The 20,118-nt window shown below is 69.3% G+C and carries 16 protein-coding genes; 5 read left to right on the forward strand and 11 right to left on the reverse strand.

Annotated elements, in window-relative coordinates; all coding sequences use genetic code 11:
- Positions 1-7 precede the first annotated feature (7 nt).
- Entirely contained in the window at positions 8-1,297 is a 1,290-nt protein-coding gene (locus tag H4281_RS38795; RefSeq protein ID WP_182895824.1) for a lipase family protein, read from the reverse strand.
- Between the two features lie 129 nt (positions 1,298-1,426).
- On the opposite strand from H4281_RS38795, the gene H4281_RS38800 reads away from it, so the two are divergent.
- On the forward strand, positions 1,427-2,188 hold the full coding sequence (locus H4281_RS38800; protein ID WP_182895825.1) for a nucleotidyltransferase domain-containing protein: 762 nt from the start codon (positions 1,427-1,429) through the stop codon (positions 2,186-2,188).
- On the opposite strand, the gene H4281_RS38805 is transcribed toward H4281_RS38800, so the two are convergent.
- Positions 2,155-2,742 carry a hypothetical protein gene (locus tag H4281_RS38805; protein ID WP_182895826.1) on the reverse strand — a complete coding sequence of 196 codons (588 nt, stop codon included), beginning with the start codon at positions 2,740-2,742 and terminating at the stop codon, positions 2,155-2,157. The genes H4281_RS38800 and H4281_RS38805 overlap by 34 nt on opposite strands.
- Before the next feature lie 136 nt (positions 2,743-2,878).
- Positions 2,879-5,164 carry a sodium-translocating pyrophosphatase gene (locus H4281_RS38810; protein WP_182895827.1) on the reverse strand — a complete coding sequence of 762 codons (2,286 nt, stop codon included), beginning with the start codon at positions 5,162-5,164 and terminating at the stop codon, positions 2,879-2,881.
- A gap of 276 nt (positions 5,165-5,440) precedes the next feature.
- Between H4281_RS38810 and H4281_RS38815 the strand changes: the two genes are divergently transcribed.
- The gene (locus H4281_RS38815) at positions 5,441-8,413 is read left to right on the forward strand and encodes a DNA 3'-5' helicase SftH (RefSeq protein WP_182895828.1); all 2,973 of its coding nucleotides are present in this window, start codon (positions 5,441-5,443) and stop codon (positions 8,411-8,413) included.
- Positions 8,414-8,461: 48 nt separating this feature from the next.
- On the opposite strand, the gene H4281_RS38820 is transcribed toward H4281_RS38815, so the two are convergent.
- The 8 genes from H4281_RS38820 to ssd all read right to left on the reverse strand — a co-directional run bounded on the left by H4281_RS38820 (position 8,462) and on the right by ssd (position 14,889).
- Positions 8,462-9,082: a bifunctional DNA primase/polymerase gene (locus H4281_RS38820; protein ID WP_182895829.1), complete on the reverse strand. Its 621-nt coding sequence runs from the start codon at positions 9,080-9,082 to the stop codon at positions 8,462-8,464.
- A 930-nt stretch (positions 9,083-10,012) separates the two neighbouring features.
- The gene (locus H4281_RS38825) at positions 10,013-10,375 is read right to left on the reverse strand and encodes an Rv3654c family TadE-like protein (protein ID WP_182895830.1); all 363 of its coding nucleotides are present in this window, start codon (positions 10,373-10,375) and stop codon (positions 10,013-10,015) included.
- Positions 10,372-10,710 carry a TadE family type IV pilus minor pilin gene (locus H4281_RS38830; protein ID WP_182895831.1) on the reverse strand — a complete coding sequence of 113 codons (339 nt, stop codon included), beginning with the start codon at positions 10,708-10,710 and terminating at the stop codon, positions 10,372-10,374. Before H4281_RS38830 ends, H4281_RS38825 begins: the two co-directional genes overlap by 4 nt.
- The gene (locus H4281_RS38835; RefSeq protein WP_182895832.1) at positions 10,710-10,874 is read right to left on the reverse strand and encodes a DUF4244 domain-containing protein; all 165 of its coding nucleotides are present in this window, start codon (positions 10,872-10,874) and stop codon (positions 10,710-10,712) included. The genes H4281_RS38830 and H4281_RS38835 overlap by 1 nt, the downstream gene beginning before the upstream one ends.
- 30 nt (positions 10,875-10,904) lie before the next feature.
- A complete protein-coding gene (locus tag H4281_RS46710; RefSeq protein WP_312872258.1) occupies positions 10,905-11,315 on the reverse strand; it encodes a type II secretion system F family protein in 411 nt (136 codons plus the stop codon).
- 281 nt (positions 11,316-11,596) lie between these two features.
- Complete coding sequence (locus tag H4281_RS38845; RefSeq protein WP_182895834.1) at positions 11,597-12,349, reverse strand: type II secretion system F family protein; 753 nt, start codon at positions 12,347-12,349, stop codon at positions 11,597-11,599.
- A 329-nt stretch (positions 12,350-12,678) separates the two neighbouring features.
- Positions 12,679-13,830 carry a TadA family conjugal transfer-associated ATPase gene (locus tag H4281_RS38850; RefSeq protein WP_182895835.1) on the reverse strand — a complete coding sequence of 384 codons (1,152 nt, stop codon included), beginning with the start codon at positions 13,828-13,830 and terminating at the stop codon, positions 12,679-12,681.
- Positions 13,831-14,889, reverse strand: a complete 1,059-nt coding sequence (ssd, locus tag H4281_RS38855) for a septum site-determining protein Ssd (RefSeq protein WP_182895836.1) — start codon at positions 14,887-14,889, stop codon at positions 13,831-13,833.
- A 691-nt stretch (positions 14,890-15,580) separates the two neighbouring features.
- Here ssd and H4281_RS38860 point away from each other — a divergent pair.
- The 3 genes from H4281_RS38860 (at position 15,581) to H4281_RS38870 (ending at position 20,116) form a co-directional block, all read left to right on the forward strand.
- Complete coding sequence (locus H4281_RS38860; RefSeq protein WP_182895837.1) at positions 15,581-16,402, forward strand: HAD family hydrolase; 822 nt, start codon at positions 15,581-15,583, stop codon at positions 16,400-16,402.
- Between the two features lie 643 nt (positions 16,403-17,045).
- The gene (locus tag H4281_RS38865; RefSeq protein WP_182895872.1) at positions 17,046-18,848 is read left to right on the forward strand and encodes a glycoside hydrolase family 3 protein; all 1,803 of its coding nucleotides are present in this window, start codon (positions 17,046-17,048) and stop codon (positions 18,846-18,848) included.
- The gene (locus H4281_RS38870) at positions 18,845-20,116 is read left to right on the forward strand and encodes an exo-beta-N-acetylmuramidase NamZ family protein (protein WP_182895838.1); all 1,272 of its coding nucleotides are present in this window, start codon (positions 18,845-18,847) and stop codon (positions 20,114-20,116) included. Before H4281_RS38865 ends, H4281_RS38870 begins: the two co-directional genes overlap by 4 nt.
- Positions 20,117-20,118: the final 2 nt, after the last annotated feature.

A 20,118-nucleotide genomic window follows, 5' to 3' on the forward strand; every position in this document is an offset into this window, starting at 1 on the left:
CGATCGGTCAGCAGGTGCTGGGTGCGGGGCTCTCGGCGAACCGACCGGCGAGCCAGTCCAGCGCCGCGGGCGTGGCGGCGAGGTAATTCGCGATGTGGCCGAGCGCGGTGCCGGGCAGGACCGCGGGAAGCTGGAGGTTGTCGACTCGCACGGTCGCGCCGCGCCGGCACCAGTCGGCGGCGGTGGCCCGGACGGCCGAGGCGGGAACGATGTCGTCGTTGTCGCCGGTCGACATGAGCACCGGGGCGGACGGCGGGATGGCGCCGAGCCGGTGCGAGGCGAGGATGGCGCGGGTTTCGGGGTTCGCGTTGAGCATCGCGGTGATCGACTCGCCGTGTGCGGTGAAGTCGCCGGAGCGATGAAAGCCGTAATCGAGCGCGGTTTCCACGACGCATTGCCCGGCGACCCTCTGGAGCATGGCCTTTCCGGCCCGGTTGAGACCGGACTGGATGATCGGCGCGGCGTGCGGATAAGCGGCGACGAGCCCGTTGAGGTAGTAGCCCAGAACACCGGAAAGCAGCGTGCCGGAAAGCTTGTCGGAGAGCGCGGCGAGATCAGTGGGGGCAGCGCCCACATAGGAACCGCGGAGGTCCAGTTCCGGCGCGTAGGCACCGGCCGCCTCGGCCGCGCCGCCCGCGGCACCACCGCCCTGAGAGTATCCCCAGAACGCGACCGGACCCCCCGCTGGAGCCGGGGTGCCCGGCAGCCGCTGGGCGGCGCGGGCGGCGTCGATGACCGCGTGCCCCTCGGCGACGGGGTTGAGGTAGGTGTGCGTGCCGGGGGTGCCGAGCCCTTGGTAATCGGTCACGACGACCGCGTAGCCGCGACTGAGCAAGCTGCTCATGGCGAGGACCTCGTAGCCGGCCATGAGGTCGAACGGCGGCCGGTAGTGCACCGCTGTGTTGAGCAGTTTCGACGGCGCGCACTGATCGCCCTGCCCGTGAGTGCCGATCGCGAGAGAGACCAGCGGACGCGGTCCAGAGCCGCGCCACGCCGCGGTTGGCGCGAGCATAGTGCCGGTGACCGCGATCGGCGCGCCGTGCACGTCGGTGCTGCGGTACATGAGCCTGGTCGCCTTCGCCGGCAGCGGCAGCCCCAGCGGCGAGGGTTCGGTGCGGATCAGGTCGCCGGGCTTCCCCGCGGGCAGCGAAGCCGGCGGAGTGTAGAAGTCCGGCGCGGACGTCGCCGCGCCGGCCGGGCCGGGCGCGCCGAGCAGCCCCGCGACCGCGGCCAGCGCGGTCGCGGCCGCCTCGAGACGGCGGCGCGCTCGGTATTGCCGACGGGATGCCTGCTTCATGGCAAGTTCCTTCCTGCACCACCGTTACGGAACGACATGTCAGTTTCGGAACAATATGTCACCGTGAACCCGGAAACACCAGGACGGTATATTAATACCGGTATAGCAATACCAGCCTGAGGAGGAAGCTTGTTCGAGGCCGCCGAACGCGTCCGGGTGCGTGCCGAGCTGATCGCCGCGGCCCGCCGCGACGTGGACATCACAGGTGCCGCACTGGTCGGATCGGCCGCTCGCGGCAGCGAGGACCGCTGGTCGGACATCGATCTCGTCCTTCAGCTCGCGGAAGACGCGGACGAGCCCGCAGTCGTCGCACGCTGGACTCGCTCGCTCGACGAGAAGTTCGGCGTGGCCGACACCCTCGACGTGACCTCGCGTGAGGGAGTTCGCTATCGGGTCTTCCTCCTCGACTCCTCGCTCCAGGTCGACTTGTCGTTCTGGCCCCACGATCTGTTCCGGGCCACCGAGGACGGCTTTCAGCTCGTTTTCGGCCAGGCCAACGAGCCGGCCAGCGCAGCGGCACCGGACAGCGAGCAGGTGATCGGCATGGCCTGGCTGTACGCGGTGCACGCCCGCTCGGCCATCGGCCGCGGCCGGACGTGGCAGGCCGTCCAGATGCTCGACGACCTTCGCGACCAGATCATCGCCCTGGAATGCCTGCGGCACGGCTTGAATCCTTGGCACGGGCGCGAAGTCGACCGCCTGCCCGCCCCGGTTCTGGCGACGCTGAGAGACGGCCGGGCGGCGTCGGTCAGCTTGACCGAGCTCGAACGGTCTCGGCAGGCACTGCTTCAGCACTACCTCGCCGCCGTCGCGCACCATGATGCGGAGCGCGCGGTCGCCCTTCGGCGGGCACTCGATCAGCGTGGCGCGGGCGGAACAACCAACTGCTGACAGCCCGCCGCCCTCTTGCCCGCCGCGGACAGGGCTGGCGTCGCGTCCAAGCCTTTGAGGACGTCGAGCCGGGAAATCTGGTCGATAGCCGATTTGGCGTCGTCCAGCGCCGCTTTCACCGCGTCGGGCGTGTCGGCCGCGTCGAGTTTGCCGCGCACCTCGTCAGCCTGGTGCCGCACCGACGCGAACTGGCCGAGCAAAGCCGTGCGCGCCGGTTCGCCGCCGGGCAGCGGAGCGGGGCCGACCCGGTGCAGTCCGGCCACGGTCTGGTCGATTCCGGTGGCGACCGACGCCAGCAGATCGCTCGACGTGCGAGTGGCCTGCGCTGACGAACTCGGATCGATCGAGGGCAGATTCGCCAGTGCGCGAACCAGATGCGTGACCGCGCCGCAGTACCCGTCGGCCCATTTCGCGGCCGGATCGGATTGGCCCGCCGCTTCGGCGTGCCCGCCGGACACGACCTGCTCGGTCGGCGGCGGCGGTTGCCCGCAGCCCGTGAGCCCTATCCCGATTCCTGTTGCCAGCGCGGCTAAACCGGTCCACCGCGGCCGCACCCGCACCACTCCTGTCCGTCGAGATCCGTGTCCTCCGCACGGTACCGACCCGCCAGTAGTCCGCAACTCGCCCCGGGGAGCGGACGCGAACGGGCCCGGCACGCCAAGGCGTACCGGGCCCGAATGGAGCAACGCGTCAGGCTTTCGCCTCCGCCGGAGTCTCCGACATGACGCTGCCGCGCCGCTTGGACACGACGATCGCCGCGACGATCACCGCGACCGCGACGACCGCGATCACGATCCGCCACGTGGTGTCCGCGCCGCCGCCGAGCGTCAGCGTGACCACCGCGGGCGCGATCAGCACCGAGACCAGGTTCATGACCTTGATCAGCGGGTTGATCGCGGGACCGGCGGTGTCCTTGAACGGGTCGCCGACGGTGTCGCCGATGATCGTCGCCTCGTGCGCGTCGGAACCCTTGCCGCCGTGGTTGCCGTCCTCGACGAGCTTCTTGGCGTTGTCCCAGGCGCCACCGGAGTTGGCGAGGAAGATCGCCATCAGCGTGCCGGTCGCGATCGCACCCGCCAGGTAGCCGGCGAGCGCACCGGTGCCGAGCCCGAAACCGACCGCGATCGGCGCGAAAACGGCCAGCAGACCCGGCGTCGCCAGCTCCCGCAGCGAATCGCGGGTGACGATGTCGACGACCCGGCCGTACTCGGGCCGCGTGGTGCCCTCCATGATCCCGGGGATGTCGCGGAACTGGCGGCGCACCTCGTACACCACCGCGCCCGCGGCGCGCGAAACCGCGTTGACCGCGAGACCGGAGAAGAGGAACACCACTGCCGCCCCGACGATCACGCCGACCAGCGTGTTCGGGCTGACGACCTGGTTGACGAACGAGGACACCGCGGTGACCGCGCCCTCGCCGCGTTCGGCCACGGTCTTCGCGATCGCGTCCGAATAGGACCCGAACAGCGCAGTCGCCGCCAGCACCGCGGTGGCGATCGCGATGCCCTTGGTGATGGCCTTGGTGGTGTTGCCGACCGCGTCCAGTTCGGTGAGGATCTGCGCGGCCTTCTCGTCGACGTCGCCGGACATCTCGGCGATGCCCTGCGCGTTGTCCGAGACCGGGCCGAAGGTGTCCATCGCGACGATGACGCCGACGGTGGTCAGCAGGCCGGTGCCGGCCAGCGCCACCGCGAACAGCGCGACGCCGCCGCCGAGCAGGTAAGCGCCGAACACGGCCGCGCCGATCACCAGCGCGGTGTACACGGCGGACTCGAACCCGACCGAGATGCCGGACAGGATCACCGTCGCCGCACCGGTTTCCGACGTCTTGCCGACGTCCTGCACCGGCTTGTGCTCGGTGCCGGTGTAGTAGCCGGTGATGCGCAGGATCAGCGCGGCGAGCACGATGCCGATGATCACCGAGACCGTCGCGATCACCGCGGGGTTGCCGGTGTTGTGCGCGTAGCCCTCGCCGAATTCGGCGAAGCTGTTCGGCAGGTACACGAACGCGGCGATCGCCGACAGCACCGCGGAAATGACCGCGGAGATGTAGAACGAGCGGTTGATCGTGACCAGGCCGCCCTCGCCCGCGCGCGCCTTGGTGATGTAGACGCCGATCACCGCGGTGATCACGCCGATGGCGGGCACGATCAGCGGGAAGATCAGGCCGGACGCGCCGAACGCGGAACTGCCGAGGATCAGCGCGGCGACGAGCATCACCGCGTAGGACTCGAAGAGGTCCGCGGCCATGCCCGCGCAGTCGCCCACGTTGTCGCCGACGTTGTCGGCGATCGTCGCGGCGTTGCGCGGGTCGTCCTCGGGGATGCCCTGCTCAACCTTGCCGACCAGGTCGGCGCCGACGTCGGCGGCCTTGGTGAAGATGCCGCCGCCGACCCGCATGAACATGGCGATCAGCGCGGCGCCGAAACCGAAGCCCTCCAACACCTTCGGTGCCTGGCCGGTGTAGACGAGCACCACGATCGCCGCGCCGAAAAGGCCGAGCCCGACGGTGATCATGCCGACCACGCCGCCGGTGCGGAACGCCACGCGCATCGCCTTCTCGCGACCGCCCTCCTCGCGCGACGCGGCCGCCACCCGCAGGTTCGCCTGCGTGGCCAGCCACATGCCGAGGTAGCCGATGGTGAACGAGAACGCCGCCCCGACCAGGAAGAAGATCGACCGGCCGATCCGTTCGCTCCAGTCGTCCGCGGGAAGCGCGAACAGGAGCAGGAACACGATCACGCCGAAGATGGCGAGGGTGTTGCGCTGCCGCTTCAGGTATGCGGCCGCACCTTCCTGCACTGCCTTGGCGATGTCCTGCATCTTGGCGGTGCCCTGGCCCGCGGCCAGCACCTCCTTGAGCAGTACGTAACCGATGGCCAGTGCGACAAGGGCGACCACGGCGACCACACCGACGATGGTGTAGCCACCCCCGGTGAGCGTGATACCGCCCTCCGCGAGGAACTGCCGGGACATTCGTCCTCCTGGGAACGCCGTTTGGCCAGCGCGGGCCCGTCGTACCCGGCGCGCCTGCACTGGCGGGGATCTGTGCCGAAGGACACGCTAGCCGTGCAAGCAATGCACGTCTCACATGACGCTCGCCACAGTGGGTGTGGATCGAGGGAGTGTATTGGTAGTGATCTGCGCGTCCGCAATGCGTCCCGGCGAGAGCACGTTCGGTAACCTTGTGTGATTGGTCACTGGATCGATCTCGGCCCGGTTTTGTCGGTGCCCTGTGCGAAGCTTCGGCACGTGGTGGGAGAGCGAGGACGGAGGCTGCTGGACCGGGTCACGGCGGGGATCCCGGCGCACGAGAATCCGGTGACGCACGTGTCCCGGCTGCCGGAACGCGCGGCCCGGCACGAGCCGTGGCCGGAGTGGGCGGAGCCGTCGGCGGTCGCGGCGTTCCGTGCGTCCGGAGTCGAAAAACCGTGGCGGCACCAGGTCGAAGCGGCTTCGCTGGCTCATGCGGGCACCCACGTCGTGGTGTCCACCGGCACCGCGTCGGGGAAGTCGCTGGCGTATCAGCTGCCGGTGCTCAGCGCGTTGGCCGCGGACCCGCGGGCGACCGCGCTGTACCTCTCGCCGACGAAGGCGCTCGGCGCTGATCAGCTGCGCGCGGTGTCCTCTTTGGACGTCCCGGGCGTACGCGCGGCGGCGTTCGACGGGGACACCCCGATGACAGAGCGCGACTGGGTCCGCGCGCACGCGAACTGGGTGTTCAGCAACCCCGACATGCTGCACCGCGGCATCCTTTCGGCGCACTCCCGATGGACGCAGTTCTTCCGCCGGTTGCGGTACGTCGTGGTCGACGAATGCCACAGCTATCGCGGCGTCTTCGGCTCGCACGTCGCGCTGCTGCTGCGCCGCCTGCGCCGAGTGGCGGAGCACTACGGCGCTTCCCCGGTGTTCGTGCTGGCTTCGGCGACCACTGCTTCGCCAGCCTCCTTCGCCACGCGGCTCACCGGCGTGGAGTGTTCCGCGGTCACCGACGACGCTTCGCCGCGCGGGGCGCGCACGGTCGCATTGTGGGAGCCGCCGTTGCTGGACGAACTGACTGGCGAGAACGGCGCACCCGTCCGCCGTCCGGCCGGCGTCGAGACCGCGCGAATTCTCACCGAACTGGTCGTCGAAGGCGCTCGATCCCTGGCTTTCGTCCGCTCGCGCCGCGGTGCTGAGCTGACCGCTCTGGGAGCACGCCGCCTCCTGTCCGAAGTGGACCCTCGGCTGGCGGATACCGTTGCCGCGTACCGGTCCGGCTATCTCCCTGAAGAGCGTCGTGCTCTGGAGCAAGCTCTGCTCTCTGGCCGCCTGTTAGGTGTCGCAACCACGAACGCCTTGGAACTGGGCGTCGACATCGCGGGCCTGGATGCCGTGGTTCTGGCTGGTTACCCCGGCACTCTCGCGTCGTTCTGGCAACAATCCGGCCGCGCCGGACGTTCGGGCGATGAGGCGCTCGTGGTGTTCGTCGCCCGAGACGATCCGCTCGACACCTATCTCGTGCACCATCCGGCCGCGTTGCTGGAACGCCCCGTCGAAACCGCCGTCCTGGACCCCACAAACCCGTACGTGCTAGGACCGCAACTCGCCTGCGCCGTCGCGGAGCTGCCGCTCACCGAACCCGAGCTGGAAACATTCGGCGGCGAGGCGGCCCGCGCAGTGCTGGCGGATCTGGCCGAAGAGAAGTTGCTGCGCCGCCGTTCCAGCGGCTGGTACTGGACTTCGCGCGACCGCCCACACGGAGAAGTCGGCATCCGCGGCTCAGGCGGCGACCAAATCGCGGTGGTGGAAGCGGACTCCGGCCGAATGCTGGGCACCGTCGACCCCGGTTCGGCTTGCTACTCCGTCCATCCGGGTGCGGTGTATTTGCATCAGGGGTCGTCGTATGTCGTCGATGAGCTGGATCTGGAGACGGGTCTGGCGCTGGTGCACGCGGAGGACCCGGACTGGACGACTTCGCCGCGCGAGATCGTGGACATCTCGGTGCTGTCGACAGAAGAACAATGCCGCCACGGCGGAGTGACGGTGTGCCTGGGCGAGGTCGCGGTGACGTCGCAGGTGGTGGGGTACCTGCGGAGGCGGCCGTCGGGCGAGGTGCTGGACCACACGCCGCTCGACCTGCCAGAACAGAGCCTCCACACGAGAGCGGTTTGGTACACGGTTTCGGGTGAGCTGCTGGAGTCTCCGGCTGGGCGTGGTGTCGGCGAAACCGCTGCTGGGTCAACGAACAGGGCGGCGGTCGATGGGCCAGGCTTGCCTGGAAGCACCTCGCCAGCTGAGAAGGAGGACGGAACTGCTGCGGGGTCGGCAGCGAGCCGGGAGGTTGGCGGAGCGGCGGAGTTAGAGGGCGCATCGCCAGCCGCCGGGAAGTCCGGCCGCGCGGGTGCGGTGTCGGCGAGCGGCGGGCCAGTCGGAGAACCGGCGGGGACCGAGAGTGCATCGCCAACCGCCGGGGGGACCGGCGGGACGACTGTCGGGTCAGCGGCTAGTCATCCGGCCGGAGAACCGGCGGAAACGGGGAGTGCATCGCCGGTCTCCGGGGCCGCTGCGGGGGCAGCGACCAGCCATGCGACGGGCGAACCGGCGGGGACCGAGAGTGCGTCACCAACCGCCGGGGGAATCGGCGGGACCGCTGCGGGGGCAGCGGCCCGTCGTGCGGCTGGAAAACCGGTGGGGACCGGGGGTGCCTCGTCGGTTGTCGGGGTAACCGGCGAAGTTTCGGGCGATCCGGCGGCTGGGCGGGGGCCCGCTGCCGGGGTCGAGATCGGTGTTGCGGTGGGACCGGTGGGGACCGGGGGTGCTGGCAGAGCACCGGGGGGCGCCGGATTGCTTCCGGCGCGCGTCCCCGGTGCCCTGCATGCCGCCGAGCACGCGGCGATCGGCCTGCTACCGCTGTTCGCTACGTGCGACCGCTGGGACATCGGCGGGGTGTCTACCGCGTGGCACGAGGACACCGGGGAGGCGACGGTGTTCGTGCACGATGGGCATCCCGGGGGTGCGGGGTTTGCCGACCGCGGTTATGCCGCGATTGTCCCGTGGCTGGCCGCTACGCGGGAGGCGATCGTCTCCTGCGAGTGCCCGACGGGCTGCCCGTCCTGCGTCCAGTCGCCGAAGTGCGGGAACGGCAACGATCCGCTGGACAAGGCAGGGGCGGTGGCCGTACTGGGAGCCGTGCTCGGGGCGTTGCGTCAGCACGGGGAACAGTGCGGCCACGGTGGAGCGTGAAAACTTTCTTCGGTTGTCGCGTGCTGCCTGCCGGGATGGAACCGGAAATCAGGCGGCGGCGCTCTCGACCAGCATCGAGGCGTGCTCGTCGGCGAGGGCGCGGACCAGCACGTCCTGCACCTCGGCGGCGGGCGGCAGCTGCCAGCCGCACACCTCGGGCTTCACGCGCCAGTGCACGACACCGTGCTGGAACGGCGACGGCGGCAGCGGGATGTAGCTGTCCTTGCCGTGCCACTGCACGGAAATCTGCTCGGCGAGTTCGGCGGGCAGGTGCTCGGAGGGCAAGGTGAGGAACAGCCACCGGCCGTTCGGCATCGCGACGATCGGGGCCGGGTGCCCGATGGAACGCAGCAGCCGAGCGGCGCGCTTGCCCAGTTCCTGGTCCACCTCGACCGCGTCGAGCACGGTGCCGGTCGCCACGAGCAGGCTGTGCGTGCGGTCGCTGAACCAGCTGGCGACCTCGTGGGCGTGCGAACCGACCAGCTCACGCCAGTCGTCGCGCACCGGCACCGGCCGGCGCCAGGTCAGGTCGTCCCCCTCCGCGGTGATCGGCTCCGGGGTCGCCCCCGGAAGCACCGGCCAGCCGCGCCAGGCGAGGCCGATCGCCTCCGCACGCAGTTCGATGCGGAAGGCGTTCCGCCAGCTGTCCGGCCAATTCGCGTCCAACATTGCTTTCCTGCCTTCGAGGTCCGGTTTTCGCGCCGTCCGGGTCGGGGCCGTGGTGGCGCACGTCTCACTAAACGGCAAGTTGCACATTGCGGGGAAGACTCCACGCGACAACCGGCCGTTACCGAGCGATGAACGCCCAGTAGCCCACTGTCCGGCCGATAACAAGGTGCCGATCACCGGCCGCTGACCCCGCCGCCCGGCCCGCGAGAACGGGCCTACCACAGGATTCGACACTTTCCCGCCCTTTCGCACGCGTACTGAGGCATACCGGCGGACTACCCGCTGACCTGGGGATTTGACCGTTCGGCGTGCGCCAGCGACCGCTGCTCGTGTTCTTCGCCACTCGTCGTCGGTGCCGGACAGGTCCGGGCGAACCGGGGGTTCCGGGGACTGGTCACCGGTCCGGCCCGTCGCCGACGAGCGGTTCCGGCGGGTGACCAGAACACCGCTGACGGCGGCCCTCGGCGACGGGGCGAGCGGGGTGTACGGGGGCGGTTGGCAGGTTGCAACTCCCTTCGGTCGGGTCGGGCGACTTCGGTTCTTGGCGCGGACCGGCGGTTGCGCGCGGGGCTCCGGCAGACGAACTAGCGGCCTAGGCGGAGGCGGATCCGGCTAGCCGAGGTACTCCCAGCGGCCGGGGAGCACTCGGGGTCGCAGAAGAACGCCGGGGCCGGGTGCAAGGAACCAGCGGCCAGTCGCTGGGACCGGGCTCCCGCTGCACCTGAATAGGGCTACCCGGCCAGCAGCGGTGGCCGCGCGAGGAATCTGCGGCCAGCTGCGGAGCACGGCTACCGGACCGGAACTCGCCGCCTCTCACCACCGCCAACTGGCCAGCACCGGTCCAGTCGCGGAGCATGACTACCTGCCGGGGCCGCGCGTCGCAGCCGCTGAGCGTGGCTACCGGGACCAGCGCCGATCGGGGTGGCTCCGTCAGGGAGGCAGGTCTACCGGACCGGCGCGGGATTTTGCGGTGGGGGCTGGCAGGCCGGGGACGGGGGTGGTCACCGCGCGGACTTCGATGAAGGCGTCGCGGTCGTGCCAGCGGCAACTGGTGAGGACTGCGCGTTCGTGGTCGGCGACCTCCTTGGCTCGGGCGCAGGCGATGGTCGGTCCGGCGGCGGCGTGGGCTGCCGCGGCCAGTGCGCCCAGGTCGGCGGCGGCTTCGGTGCGGTGACGGGCGGTGATGGCCGCGGCTAGCCACCACACCAGGACTGTCACGGAAACCAGGGTTGCGGCAGCCAGTGCCGTCCAGATCGTGGCTACGCCGGCGTCGGGTGGCTGTTTTTCAGTCATGAGGATGGGCCTGGTTCGAGGATGGCGTAGGCGGTTGCGCTCAGGTGGAGGGCGGACAGGGCGTCGGTGGTTACTTCGGCGGTGAGGCCGTCGCCGGTGCGGTGGATGGAGAGGTGTGCGCCGCGCGGGGCAATGGTTTGGACCACTGCGTCGGCGGCGCCTGGCTGCCCGGCTGCGGTCAGACGGGCGGCTTCGCGGGCCGCATCCAGGCAGCGGAGGTGTCCGGCGATCGCGCTGGTGCCCGCGAGCAGGATCGCCAGCACGGCGGTCAGCGCGCCCAAGGACAGGGCGGCTTCTACCGTGACGAATCCGCCGTCCCGGCGACGGCTGGCCATCAGGTGGCCACCGTCAGCGCTTTTTGCACCAGGCCGGCCAACGTCGCGGAGACCGAGTCTCCGCTGAGCAGCACGTAGAGCGCCACGGCGAACGCGGCCGCGGCTACCGTGCCGATGGCGTATTCGGCGGTGGTGGTGCCCTCGTCTCCGGGCAAGAACCACATGGTCGGATTCCCTTTCTGTCGTGGATGGGTTCACAGCAGGCCGCCGATTCGCCCGGCCAGGCCGAGCACTACCGGCAGCACGCCGAGGGCGAAGAACGCGGGCAGGAAGCACAGCCCGACCGGCAAGGCCAGGGCGACTCCGGCGCGTTCGGCGCGTTCTTCGGCCTCGACGCCCAGTCCGTCGCGGATGCGATGGGCCAGGTCGTCCGCGGTCGAGGCGAGGGCCGCCCCGGACCGCGCGGTTCTGGTGGCTGCGACTGCTAACTCGGCGAAGCCCGGGCGGGCTCGGAGGGGGGTCCAGGCGGGAGCCGGGTCCGCGCCAAGGGCTAGCAGGTTTGCTGTTGCGTGCAGGGCGGTTTCGGTGCCCGGTGGTGCGCCGGGCGCTACGGCTTCCAGTGCGGTCGGGACTGGCATTCCGGCGCGCAGGCAGGCGGCGAGCATGTCCAGTACTGACGCGGAACGGAGTCGTTCGAGGACGTCGTCTGGGTTTTTGGGGTGGCGGGATCGGCGTAGGAGCCACCATGAGCCTGCGCAGGCGGCTAGTCCTGCTGGGATTCCGGTGAGGATGGTTGCGGAGACACCTACGACGATTGCCGCGGCGGGGTGCCAGACCTCTGGCCGCGGGGTGCGGGGTGGGCGTTGGGGCCGGGCTAGGTGTCGGGGCGGGGCGCTTTCTGGCCAGAGCAGTAGTGCGATGGCGGCGAGGGCGAGGCTCAGGGCGGTCATGGGGTGGGCCTGCGGTTGGTGAGGGCCCTGGACCAGGCTGTTCCTGCCCATAGCAGGGCTGCGCCCGCGACCAGGAATGCTTGTCCGATAAGGGTTTCGGTGAGGACGGCCAGTGGGTTGGCTCCGATGAGCTGGCCCATCGCCAGGCAGCCGACGGGTAGCACGGTCAGCACTATCGCGCTCATGCGTGGACCGGCCATTTTTGCGCGCAAGCGGCGGGTGAAGGCGACTTCGGCGTCGACGTCTCGGCGGGCGGCTTCGAGGGCGTCGGCGATGGGCAGGCCGTGGCGGCGGGCGAGGTTCCAGGATTGGGCGACGGCGGGGAGCGCAGGCGATTCCAGGGCTCCGTCCAGGCGGGCAGCGGTGGAGAGGTTGTGGAGTTCTCCGGCTAGTTCGGGGACGGCGTCTGCAGCTGCTTCGGCGGCCGTGACCGGGTGGGCGCCGGCGCGGAGTTCGGAAACCATCGTGCGGAGGACGGTCGCGGTGCGTTCGGCACGGGTCAGGGTTTCGGCGGTTTCCCTTCTGCTGCGCCATTCCTGACGGACGGCGAGCGTGAGCAGGGTGGTGGCTATCGCGGCGCCGACTCCGGCCAGCGCCGCGGCGACGACGGCTGGGGCCAGCCAGAGGGCCTGCCGGGGCGGGACGGGGAGGCGGAAGTGGCGGCGGGGTGCTGGGAGGAGACGGTTGGGGGTGATGGGCCAGCACAGGATTCCGGTGCCTGCGCAGAGGAACGGCCATGCGGAGATCAACGGGGTCACCTCGATGCTGGGGCGGTTGAGTGCAGTTCACGCGGGATGCATGGCTGCGGGGGCGGGTTGGGGAACGGCGGGGCGAGGAAGGTGCGGTGTTTTGAGAGCGGCGAGATGCTGTTGGGGAGTGGTTGGAAGGTGTGCATGGGCGGGGGTGCACCAGGCCTGTTGGGGAGCCGCAGGAAAGTGCGCATGGTCCGGCGGCCGCACCAGGTCGATGGGAAGCGGAAGGAGGGTGCGCCCGCACCGGGGTCGGCGCGAGATCCATTGGGTGCGAGCCGACATGCGAGCGGCTGCGCGGGGCAAGCCGGAGCGAGCGCGGCGGGAGGCTAGTCAGGGGCGGGTTCCGGGGTTGTCAGGGCAGTAAAGAGGGAGCGACGGTTGGTCCAGTGGCCGTCGCGCCAGATGGGGTGGGTTTTTACTTCTCCGTGGTATCGCTGGAGTACTGCGACTTCCGTCAGGCGGCGGCCGGTGGTTGTTCGGCGCATGTGGAGGATTACGCGGACTGCTGCGGCTAGTTGGCTGTGCAGCGCATCTCTCGGCAATCCGCCTAGGGCTGCCAAGGCTTCCAGACGGGCCGGCGCCTCTGCGGGGGAGTTCGCGTGCAGGGTGCAGGCACCGCCGTCGTGGCCGGTGTTCATGGCGTTCAGCAGGGAGCACACTTCTGCGCCGCGGACTTCGCCGACGATCAGGCGGTCTGGGCGCATGCGCAAGGCCTGGCGGACCAGCTCTGGGAGTTCAATGGCACCGGCACCTTCTACGTTCGCTGGTCTGGCGACGAGGCTTACGAACTGTGGGTGGGTCGGGCGTAGTTCTCCGGCGTCTTCTACGCAGACGATTCGTTCCGTTGGCGCTACCGCACTGAGCAGGGCGCTCAGGAGCGTCGTCTTCCCGGCACCGGTGCCGCCGGTGATCAGGAAGGCTAGGCGGTGTTTGAGGATTGCTTCGAGGATGTTCAGGGCGGTTGGGTCGATGGAGCCGTGGGCTTGGAGTGTGGCTAGGTCGTGCGTCACCGGGCGTAGAACGCGTAGGGACAGGCAGGTGCCGTTCGCGGCGATGGGTGGCAGGACGGCGTGGACGCGGATTCGGCCTTGGCGGGCGGGGAGCCAGCCGTCGACGTAGGGCTGGGCATCGTCCAGGCGGCGGCCTGCGGCTAGGGCCAGGCGTTGCGCTAGGCGGCGGACGGCGTCCTCGTTGGGGAAGCGGACGGTCGTGCGGGTGAGGCCTGTGGGGCTGTCGGTCCAGACCTGGTCAGGGGCGGTGACTAGGACGTCGGTGATGGTGTCGTCCTCCAGCAATGGGGCTAGCGGGCCTGCGCCTACGAACTCGTCTCGGGCCTGGCGGACGGCGGCTAGTACTGCGTCGTGGCTTAGGGCACCGCCGGCTTCGGCGCGGACGGCTTCGGCTAGGGCGATCGGGTCGGTACCGCGGCTCTCGCCAGCCAAGCGGTGACGGACTCGTTCTACTAGGTCGGTGGTCATTTATGCGGCCTCGGCGGTCGCGAGGGGACGGAGGTTCGCCAGTACGGCGCGAGCGGCGGTGGCCAACGCGCCCTTCTGAGGCAGGTCGAACTCGCCGGATTCCAAGGTGGCGGCTACTCGGCGTTCCGGGGCCACGTCAGCGATCAACGGCGGGCCCAGCATGCCTGCGGTTTGCGAAGCCGCGACGCCGTCGATGCGGTGTCCACTTGCGACGACTGCGAAACGCTCGGTATGCGGGCGGAGGCGGGTCAGGACTTGTTTCGCTGCCATACAGGCACGGAACTCGACGGGAACGACTAGCACGACCAGGTCAGCGGCGGAGGCGACGGCAAGTGTGCCCTCGTCGAAATGGCGGGGCAAATCGCAGACGACGGTGCGGCCGGCCCGACTGCCTGCGGCGACCACCGCGGATAAGGCGCGAGGCGTCGGGCCGTCGCCGGAACGGCCGCAGGACAGCACGGGGAGCTTGCCGCGGCTGGGAAGTGAAGCGATCAGGGAAGGAACAGACACTCGGCCGGACAGCCGAACTTCGGGCCAGCGCAGGCCTTTCGTGTGTTCCAAGCCCAGCGGGAGATCCAATCCGCCGCCTAACGGGTCGCAGTCGACTAATAGCGCGGAGTCGGTGCGGGCGGCTTCGACGGCGACTGCGGCAGCCAGTACCGAGGTGCCGGAACCGCCTCGGCCGCCGACGAAAGCGATTACTGGGCCTGGGGATTCGGCCGGCGCGTCGGTGACGTCGGCGAACGCGCCGGTCAAGCCTGCTTCGTCGTCGGGCAGGCTGAAAACCCGGCGCGCGCCTAGGGCGGCTGCACGGCGCCAGGTATCCAGGCCGGGTGCGCCTTTGCAGACCAGCACGACGCTGTCGCGTGCCGGCATTGGCGGGCCGTCGACCGAAATGTCCTCGTCTAGCACCACGAGCGGAGCTCGCGTCCATCGTCCGCGTGCGGCAGCTAGATCTGGCGCGTGGTCGAACTCGCAGCCGACTACCGCGGCGACGCGGCGGATCTCTTCGAACACGGTGCCTTCGCCGGAGACGACGAGCGGATGTGCGGTGGCCATGTGCCCCTCCCCTGGGTTTCGCGGGCCGGACTTCCACCGTGGTTCACCGCCAGACGGCACGGCAATGCCCGTTTTTCCGTCATGTGGATAACCCGGGGGTTGTGGACAACTCGGGTGCGAAATCGATCCAGCACCGCGGACTGTCGGCCCGCACAGGACAATGCACGGCTCCGCGCATTCGGACGAGAAAACGATTGCTGCGGAGAAACTCCGGAAAATCAAGAGGAAAGAAGTAAATTTGCCGCGCCGGGCCGAGTAAGGGGTGCCACGGCCGGAGAAAACACCGGAAAGGTAAGCGCGCGGTTAATTGATCTTGCCCGTAAGGCGCGCGGCGAACGACCGAGACCGCCCAGGTCAGGGCGGCAAACACCGGCGGCACAACGTTTTCGGGGCAGACCTGAAAATTGTTCGCCGACGGGGAAAACGGAGGAGAATAGAAGGCGGCCCTCGCCAGGGGGGAGGGACGAGGGCCGCCAGGGGTTCAGCCCCGGGGGGTCGGACTGAACCAGCCCGGTTCAAGACCGGGTCCGTTCACTGTAACTCCGTTAGCTATGAGTTGGCTGTGTGAGTGACACATACGATTCGATAACGGCACCCGAGGCCGCAAGCGAGCCGATGTCATCGATTTTCCGGCCGTCGCCACGACCGGTGTGCTGCCAACAACGCGGCCCGGTACGCCTATCCTGATCACGTGGCCGAACCCCGCAGCGAAGAAGCACCCCGGCGCGTAGCCGCCTTCTTCGATCTCGACAAGACGATCATCGCGTCTTCCAGCGCGCTCGCGTTCAGCAAGCCGTTACTGCGCGAAGGACTGATCAACCGCCGCGCGGCGCTGCGAAGTGCTTACGCGCAACTGGTTTTCTCGCTCGCCGGCGCGGACGCGGACAAGACCGAGCGGATGCGCGCCGAGGTTTCCGCGTTGTGCGCGGGCTGGGATGTCGCGCAGGTTTCCGCGATCGTGCGCGAAACCTTGCACGACGTAGTCGATCCGCTCGTTTACGTAGAAGCGACCGACCTCATCGCACAGCACCTCGCCGACGGGCACGACGTGATCGTGCTGTCCGCGACCGGCGAGGAGGTCGCCGCTCCGGTCGCGGAGATGCTCGGCGCGACCCGCTGCGTCGCCACTCGCATGGAGATCGTCGACGGCCGCTACTCCGGCGAGGTCGATTTCTATTGCTACGGCGAGAACAAAGCCGTCGCCGCGAAGCAGCAAGCCGCCACGCACGGCTACGACCTCGCGGACTGCTTCGCCTACACCGATTCCAGCACCGACATCCCCCTGCTGGAGGTGGTGGGCCACCCGCACGCGGTGAACCCGGACAAGCTGCTGCGCCGCACCGCGGACGAACACGGCTGGCCGGTTCTCGCGTTCGAGCGGCCGATGTCGCTGCGCACCCGGATCCCGGCGAAGTCCGCGGGGATGGTCGCACTCGGCGTGGGAGCCGTGGCGGCGGGCGCGACCTGGTACAGCCTGAGCCGGCGCCGCCGGTCCCGCGGCACCGGCGACTGAGCACCCGCACGGCGGTACCAATCCTGCGGTTTCCGCAGCTAGGTCCGTTGCTGAGGGTGGTGTTGTCACCGGATCGAGCCTCTGTACCGGTGCACCCGTACGCGCACTTGAAGTGACCGCGCTCACGGCGTAGAAAGTAGGTGCGGACGTTGATTCGGCCAGGACAGAGGTAGAAGAGAAGCCTCTGTCACCCCGGGCAACCTCCGTGCGCGGACTCCGGGTACCCACGCGCAGCACGCCGCGGGAGGCTCGTCGTCTAGGGACTGCGTACCGGGACGCCGGACGCCGAGTCCATGAAGGTACGACCAGAGTTGCACGCTTGGTCGCCCGAGATGTTCGCGCTGACTGGCGGCGCCCGTTGGCCTCGGCTGACGGGCGCCGCCAGTGTTATGTCCACGGCGGCGCCGTTTCCGGCCCCGCGCGGCAGGACCGAGCAAGGCTCGATGAAATCCGCGCGCACGCCGTCCTCCCAGGTGAACCCTCTCGTTCCTGCGCTCGGCCGATGGACAACCCCGTATCGCGGTGAGTAGCTTCCCGATACCGGTGCTGCCCGGTGGACGCTTCACGACTCGCGTCCGCACCCGCGGCGGCACGCGACACTGGGAGGCAATTCGTGACGAACCGACTCGCGCGCACGCGGAGGATGCAGGTGTTCGCCGTTCCCCTTGCGGGGGTGCTCGCCGTCGGGGGGTTGAGTTCCTCGGCGTTCGCGGCACCGAAACAACCGCAGCAGACACCGCAAGAAACGGGCGCGCAGCTCGACGCCGCGGCCGCACAGGCGCTGCGCGGCATGAGCCTGGAAGAAAAAGTGGGGCAGCTGTTCGTCACGTGGGTGAACGGCAAGTCCGCGGACGAGGTCAACCCGAAGAACCAGACCGACTTCGGCGTCGACACCGCCGCGCAAGCCGTGCAGAAGTACCACCTCGGTGGCGTCATCTACTTCAACAACTCAAGCCGCGACAACTTCGACGACCCCACGCAGGTCGCGAAGCTGTCCAACGGCCTGCAGCGCGCGGCCATCGCCAGCGGCGCGCACATCCCGCTGCAGATCGGCACCGACCAGGAGGGCGGCACGGTCACGCGGATGGGCGCGCCCGCCACCGAGTTCCCCAACTCGATGGCTATCGCCGCCGGACGCGACACCGGCAGCGCGACCAAGGCCGCCACGATCCTGGGCCACGAGCTGCGCGCGGTCGGGATCAACCAGGACTACGCGCCGGACGCGGACGTCAACTCCAACCCGGCCAACCCGGTCATCGGCGTCCGGTCGTTCTCCGGACGACCCGACCTGGCCAGCAGTTTCGTGACCGCGGAGGTCAAGGGCTACCAGAACTCGGGGCCGGCGAGCCAGACCGTCTCGTCCACCGCGAAGCACTTCCCCGGCCACGGCGACGCGGCCACCGACAGTCACACGGGGTTGCCGAAGATCAACCGCTCCGAGGCGGACTGGCGCGCGATCGACGTGCCGCCGTTCAAGGCCGCGATCGCCGCTGGCATCGACTCGATCATGAGCGCGCACATCCAGTTCCCGAGCCTCGACCCGTCCGGTGAGCCCGCGACGCTGTCGAAGCCGATCATCACCGGCAAGCTGCGCGGCGAACTCGGCTACAACGGCGTAGTGATCACCGATTCGCTCGAGATGCAGGGCGTGCGGGAGCTGCACAGCGACGCCGAAATCCCGGTCCTCGCCTTGAAAGCGGGCGTGGACCAGCTGCTCATGCCGGTGCACCTGGACGTCGCGGTCAACGCCGTGCTCGCCGCGGTGAAGTCCGGCGACCTGCCGATGCAGCGGATCGACCAGAGCGTGCTGCGGGTGCTTAAGCTCAAGCTGAAGCGCGGAATCCTGTTCTCGCCGTTCAACAACCCTGCGCAGGTCATGAAGAAGGTCGGCACGCCGGAACACCTGGCTGCCGCGCAGGGCATCGCCGACCGTTCGATCACCGCGATCGCCAACGACGCCGGGGTGCTGCCGCTCAAGCAGAAGCCGTCGTCGGTGCTGGTCACCGGCTGGGGCGCGACCACGACGCAAACGCTTGCCGATCGCTTCACCGCGCACGGCACGAAGGCGACCGCGCTCGCGACCGGGCAAACCCCGACCGACGCGCAGATCGCCGAGGCCGCGGCAGCCGCGAAGCAGAACGACGTCGTCGTGGTGCTGACCAACAACCTCGGCGGATTCCCGTTGCAGGGCAAGCTGCTTCAGGCGTTGATGGACACCGGCAAGCCGGTGGTCGCGGTCGCCGCGCAGATTCCGTACGACGCCGGTTACGCGAACCCGGTGCCGACCTGGCTCGCCACCTACGGGTACATCACGCCGTCGCTCGAAGCGTTGGCGAAGGTCGTGCTCGGCGAGACGAAGCCCAGCGGGAAGCTGCCGGTCGACGTCCCGGCCGGGGCGGACGTGCACACCGTCAAGTACCCCTTCGGACACGGGCTGACCTGGTGACTCTCAACCGCAGGAATTTCCTGGCCGTGCCGGCGCTCGCCGTCCCCGTACTGGCGAGCGGCTCAACGGCAGCACAAGCGGCACCCGAAGCACCGCAAGCCGAATTGCAACACCGGGTGCTCACCGGTGCTGAACAGTTCGCCGCGCACGGCTGGCGTCCGCTCGCCGGACGCAAGCTCGGCGTGCTGTCCAATCCGACGGGCGTGCTCGCCAACGGCGACCACATCGTCGACTCGATGGTCGCGGCGGGCGTACGTCCCGTCGCGGCCTTCGGGCCCGAGCACGGCTTCCGCGGCAGCGCGCAAGCCGGTGGCTCCGAAGGCGATTACACCGACCCGCGCACCGGTATCCCCGTGTACGACGCGTACGGCGCGAACGCGGCGAAGCTCGCTTCGCTGTTCCAGAAGGCCGGAGTGGACACTGTCGTCTTCGACATCGCTGACGTCGGCGCGCGCTTCTACACCTATATCTGGTCGCTGTACACGGCGATGGTCGCCGCGGCGAAGGTCAACGCGGCCTTCGTTGTCCTGGACCGGCCAAACCCCATCGGCGGGCGGCTGTCCGGCCCAGTGCTCGACCCGAAGTTCTCGTCCGGTGTCGGGCTGAAGCCGATCGCACAGCAGCACGGCATGACCGTCGGCGAGCTAGCACGGTTCTTTGCCGCTGAGTTCCTTCCAGGCGAAGACGTGAAGCTGGCGAAGCTCGAAGTCGTCCAGGTACGCAGGTGGCGACGCGACAGTTTCTTCGCTGACAGCGGTCTGCGTTGGGTCCTGCCGAGCCCGAACATGCCAACGCCGGACACAGCGCTCGTGTACCCGGGCACAGGCATGTTCGAGGGCACTGTGTTCTCCGAAGGACGCGGCACGACCCGACCGTTCGAGATCATCGGCGCGCCCGGCCTCGACTGGCGTTGGCGCGAAGAGCTCGAGAAGCTCCGCCTGCCGGGCGCGGCGTTCCGAGAGATCTACTTCGTGCCCACCTTCGGCAAGTTCGTGAACGAGCCCTGCGGCGGCGTACAGGTCACCGTCACTGATCCGCGGGCCTTCGACGCCATCAGCACCACCGTTTCGATGTTCGTGACGGCCAAGCGCGTCGCGCCCGACAAGTTCGGCTGGCGGCCGGACCACATGATCGACAAGCTGTCCGGGTCCGACCGGCTGCGCACCATGGTCGACGCCGGCGCCGGGGTGGACGAGATCACCGGCGCGTGGCGCGCCGAACTCGCCGACTTCGCCCGCAGCCGCCGCCCCCACCTGATCTATCGCTGAGG

It is taken from the genome of Amycolatopsis dendrobii, assembly GCF_014145675.1.
Taxonomy (GTDB): Bacteria; Actinomycetota; Actinomycetes; order Mycobacteriales; family Pseudonocardiaceae; genus Amycolatopsis; species Amycolatopsis dendrobii.

Bases quoted from the DNA above. Each gene is read 5' to 3' on its own strand.
- H4281_RS38795 (WP_182895824.1), bottom strand. From the start codon at position 1,297: ATGAAGCAGGCATCCCGTCGGCAATACCGAGCGCGCCGCCGTCTCGAG.
- H4281_RS38810 (WP_182895827.1), bottom strand. From the start codon at position 5,164: ATGTCCCGGCAGTTCCTCGCGGAGGGCGGTATCACGCTCACCGGGGGT.
- H4281_RS38820 (WP_182895829.1), bottom strand. From the start codon at position 9,082: ATGTTGGACGCGAATTGGCCGGACAGCTGGCGGAACGCCTTCCGCATC.
- H4281_RS38825 (WP_182895830.1), bottom strand. From the start codon at position 10,375: ATGACTGAAAAACAGCCACCCGACGCCGGCGTAGCCACGATCTGGACG.
- H4281_RS38830 (WP_182895831.1), bottom strand. From the start codon at position 10,710: ATGGCCAGCCGTCGCCGGGACGGCGGATTCGTCACGGTAGAAGCCGCC.
- H4281_RS38835 (WP_182895832.1), bottom strand. From the start codon at position 10,874: ATGTGGTTCTTGCCCGGAGACGAGGGCACCACCACCGCCGAATACGCC.
- H4281_RS46710 (WP_312872258.1), bottom strand. From the start codon at position 11,315: ATGCTCGCCGCCTGCCTGCGCGCCGGAATGCCAGTCCCGACCGCACTG.
- H4281_RS38850 (WP_182895835.1), bottom strand. From the start codon at position 13,830: ATGACCACCGACCTAGTAGAACGAGTCCGTCACCGCTTGGCTGGCGAG.
- ssd (WP_182895836.1), bottom strand. From the start codon at position 14,889: ATGGCCACCGCACATCCGCTCGTCGTCTCCGGCGAAGGCACCGTGTTC.
- H4281_RS38865 (WP_182895872.1), top strand. From the start codon at position 17,046: ATGCAGGTGTTCGCCGTTCCCCTTGCGGGGGTGCTCGCCGTCGGGGGG.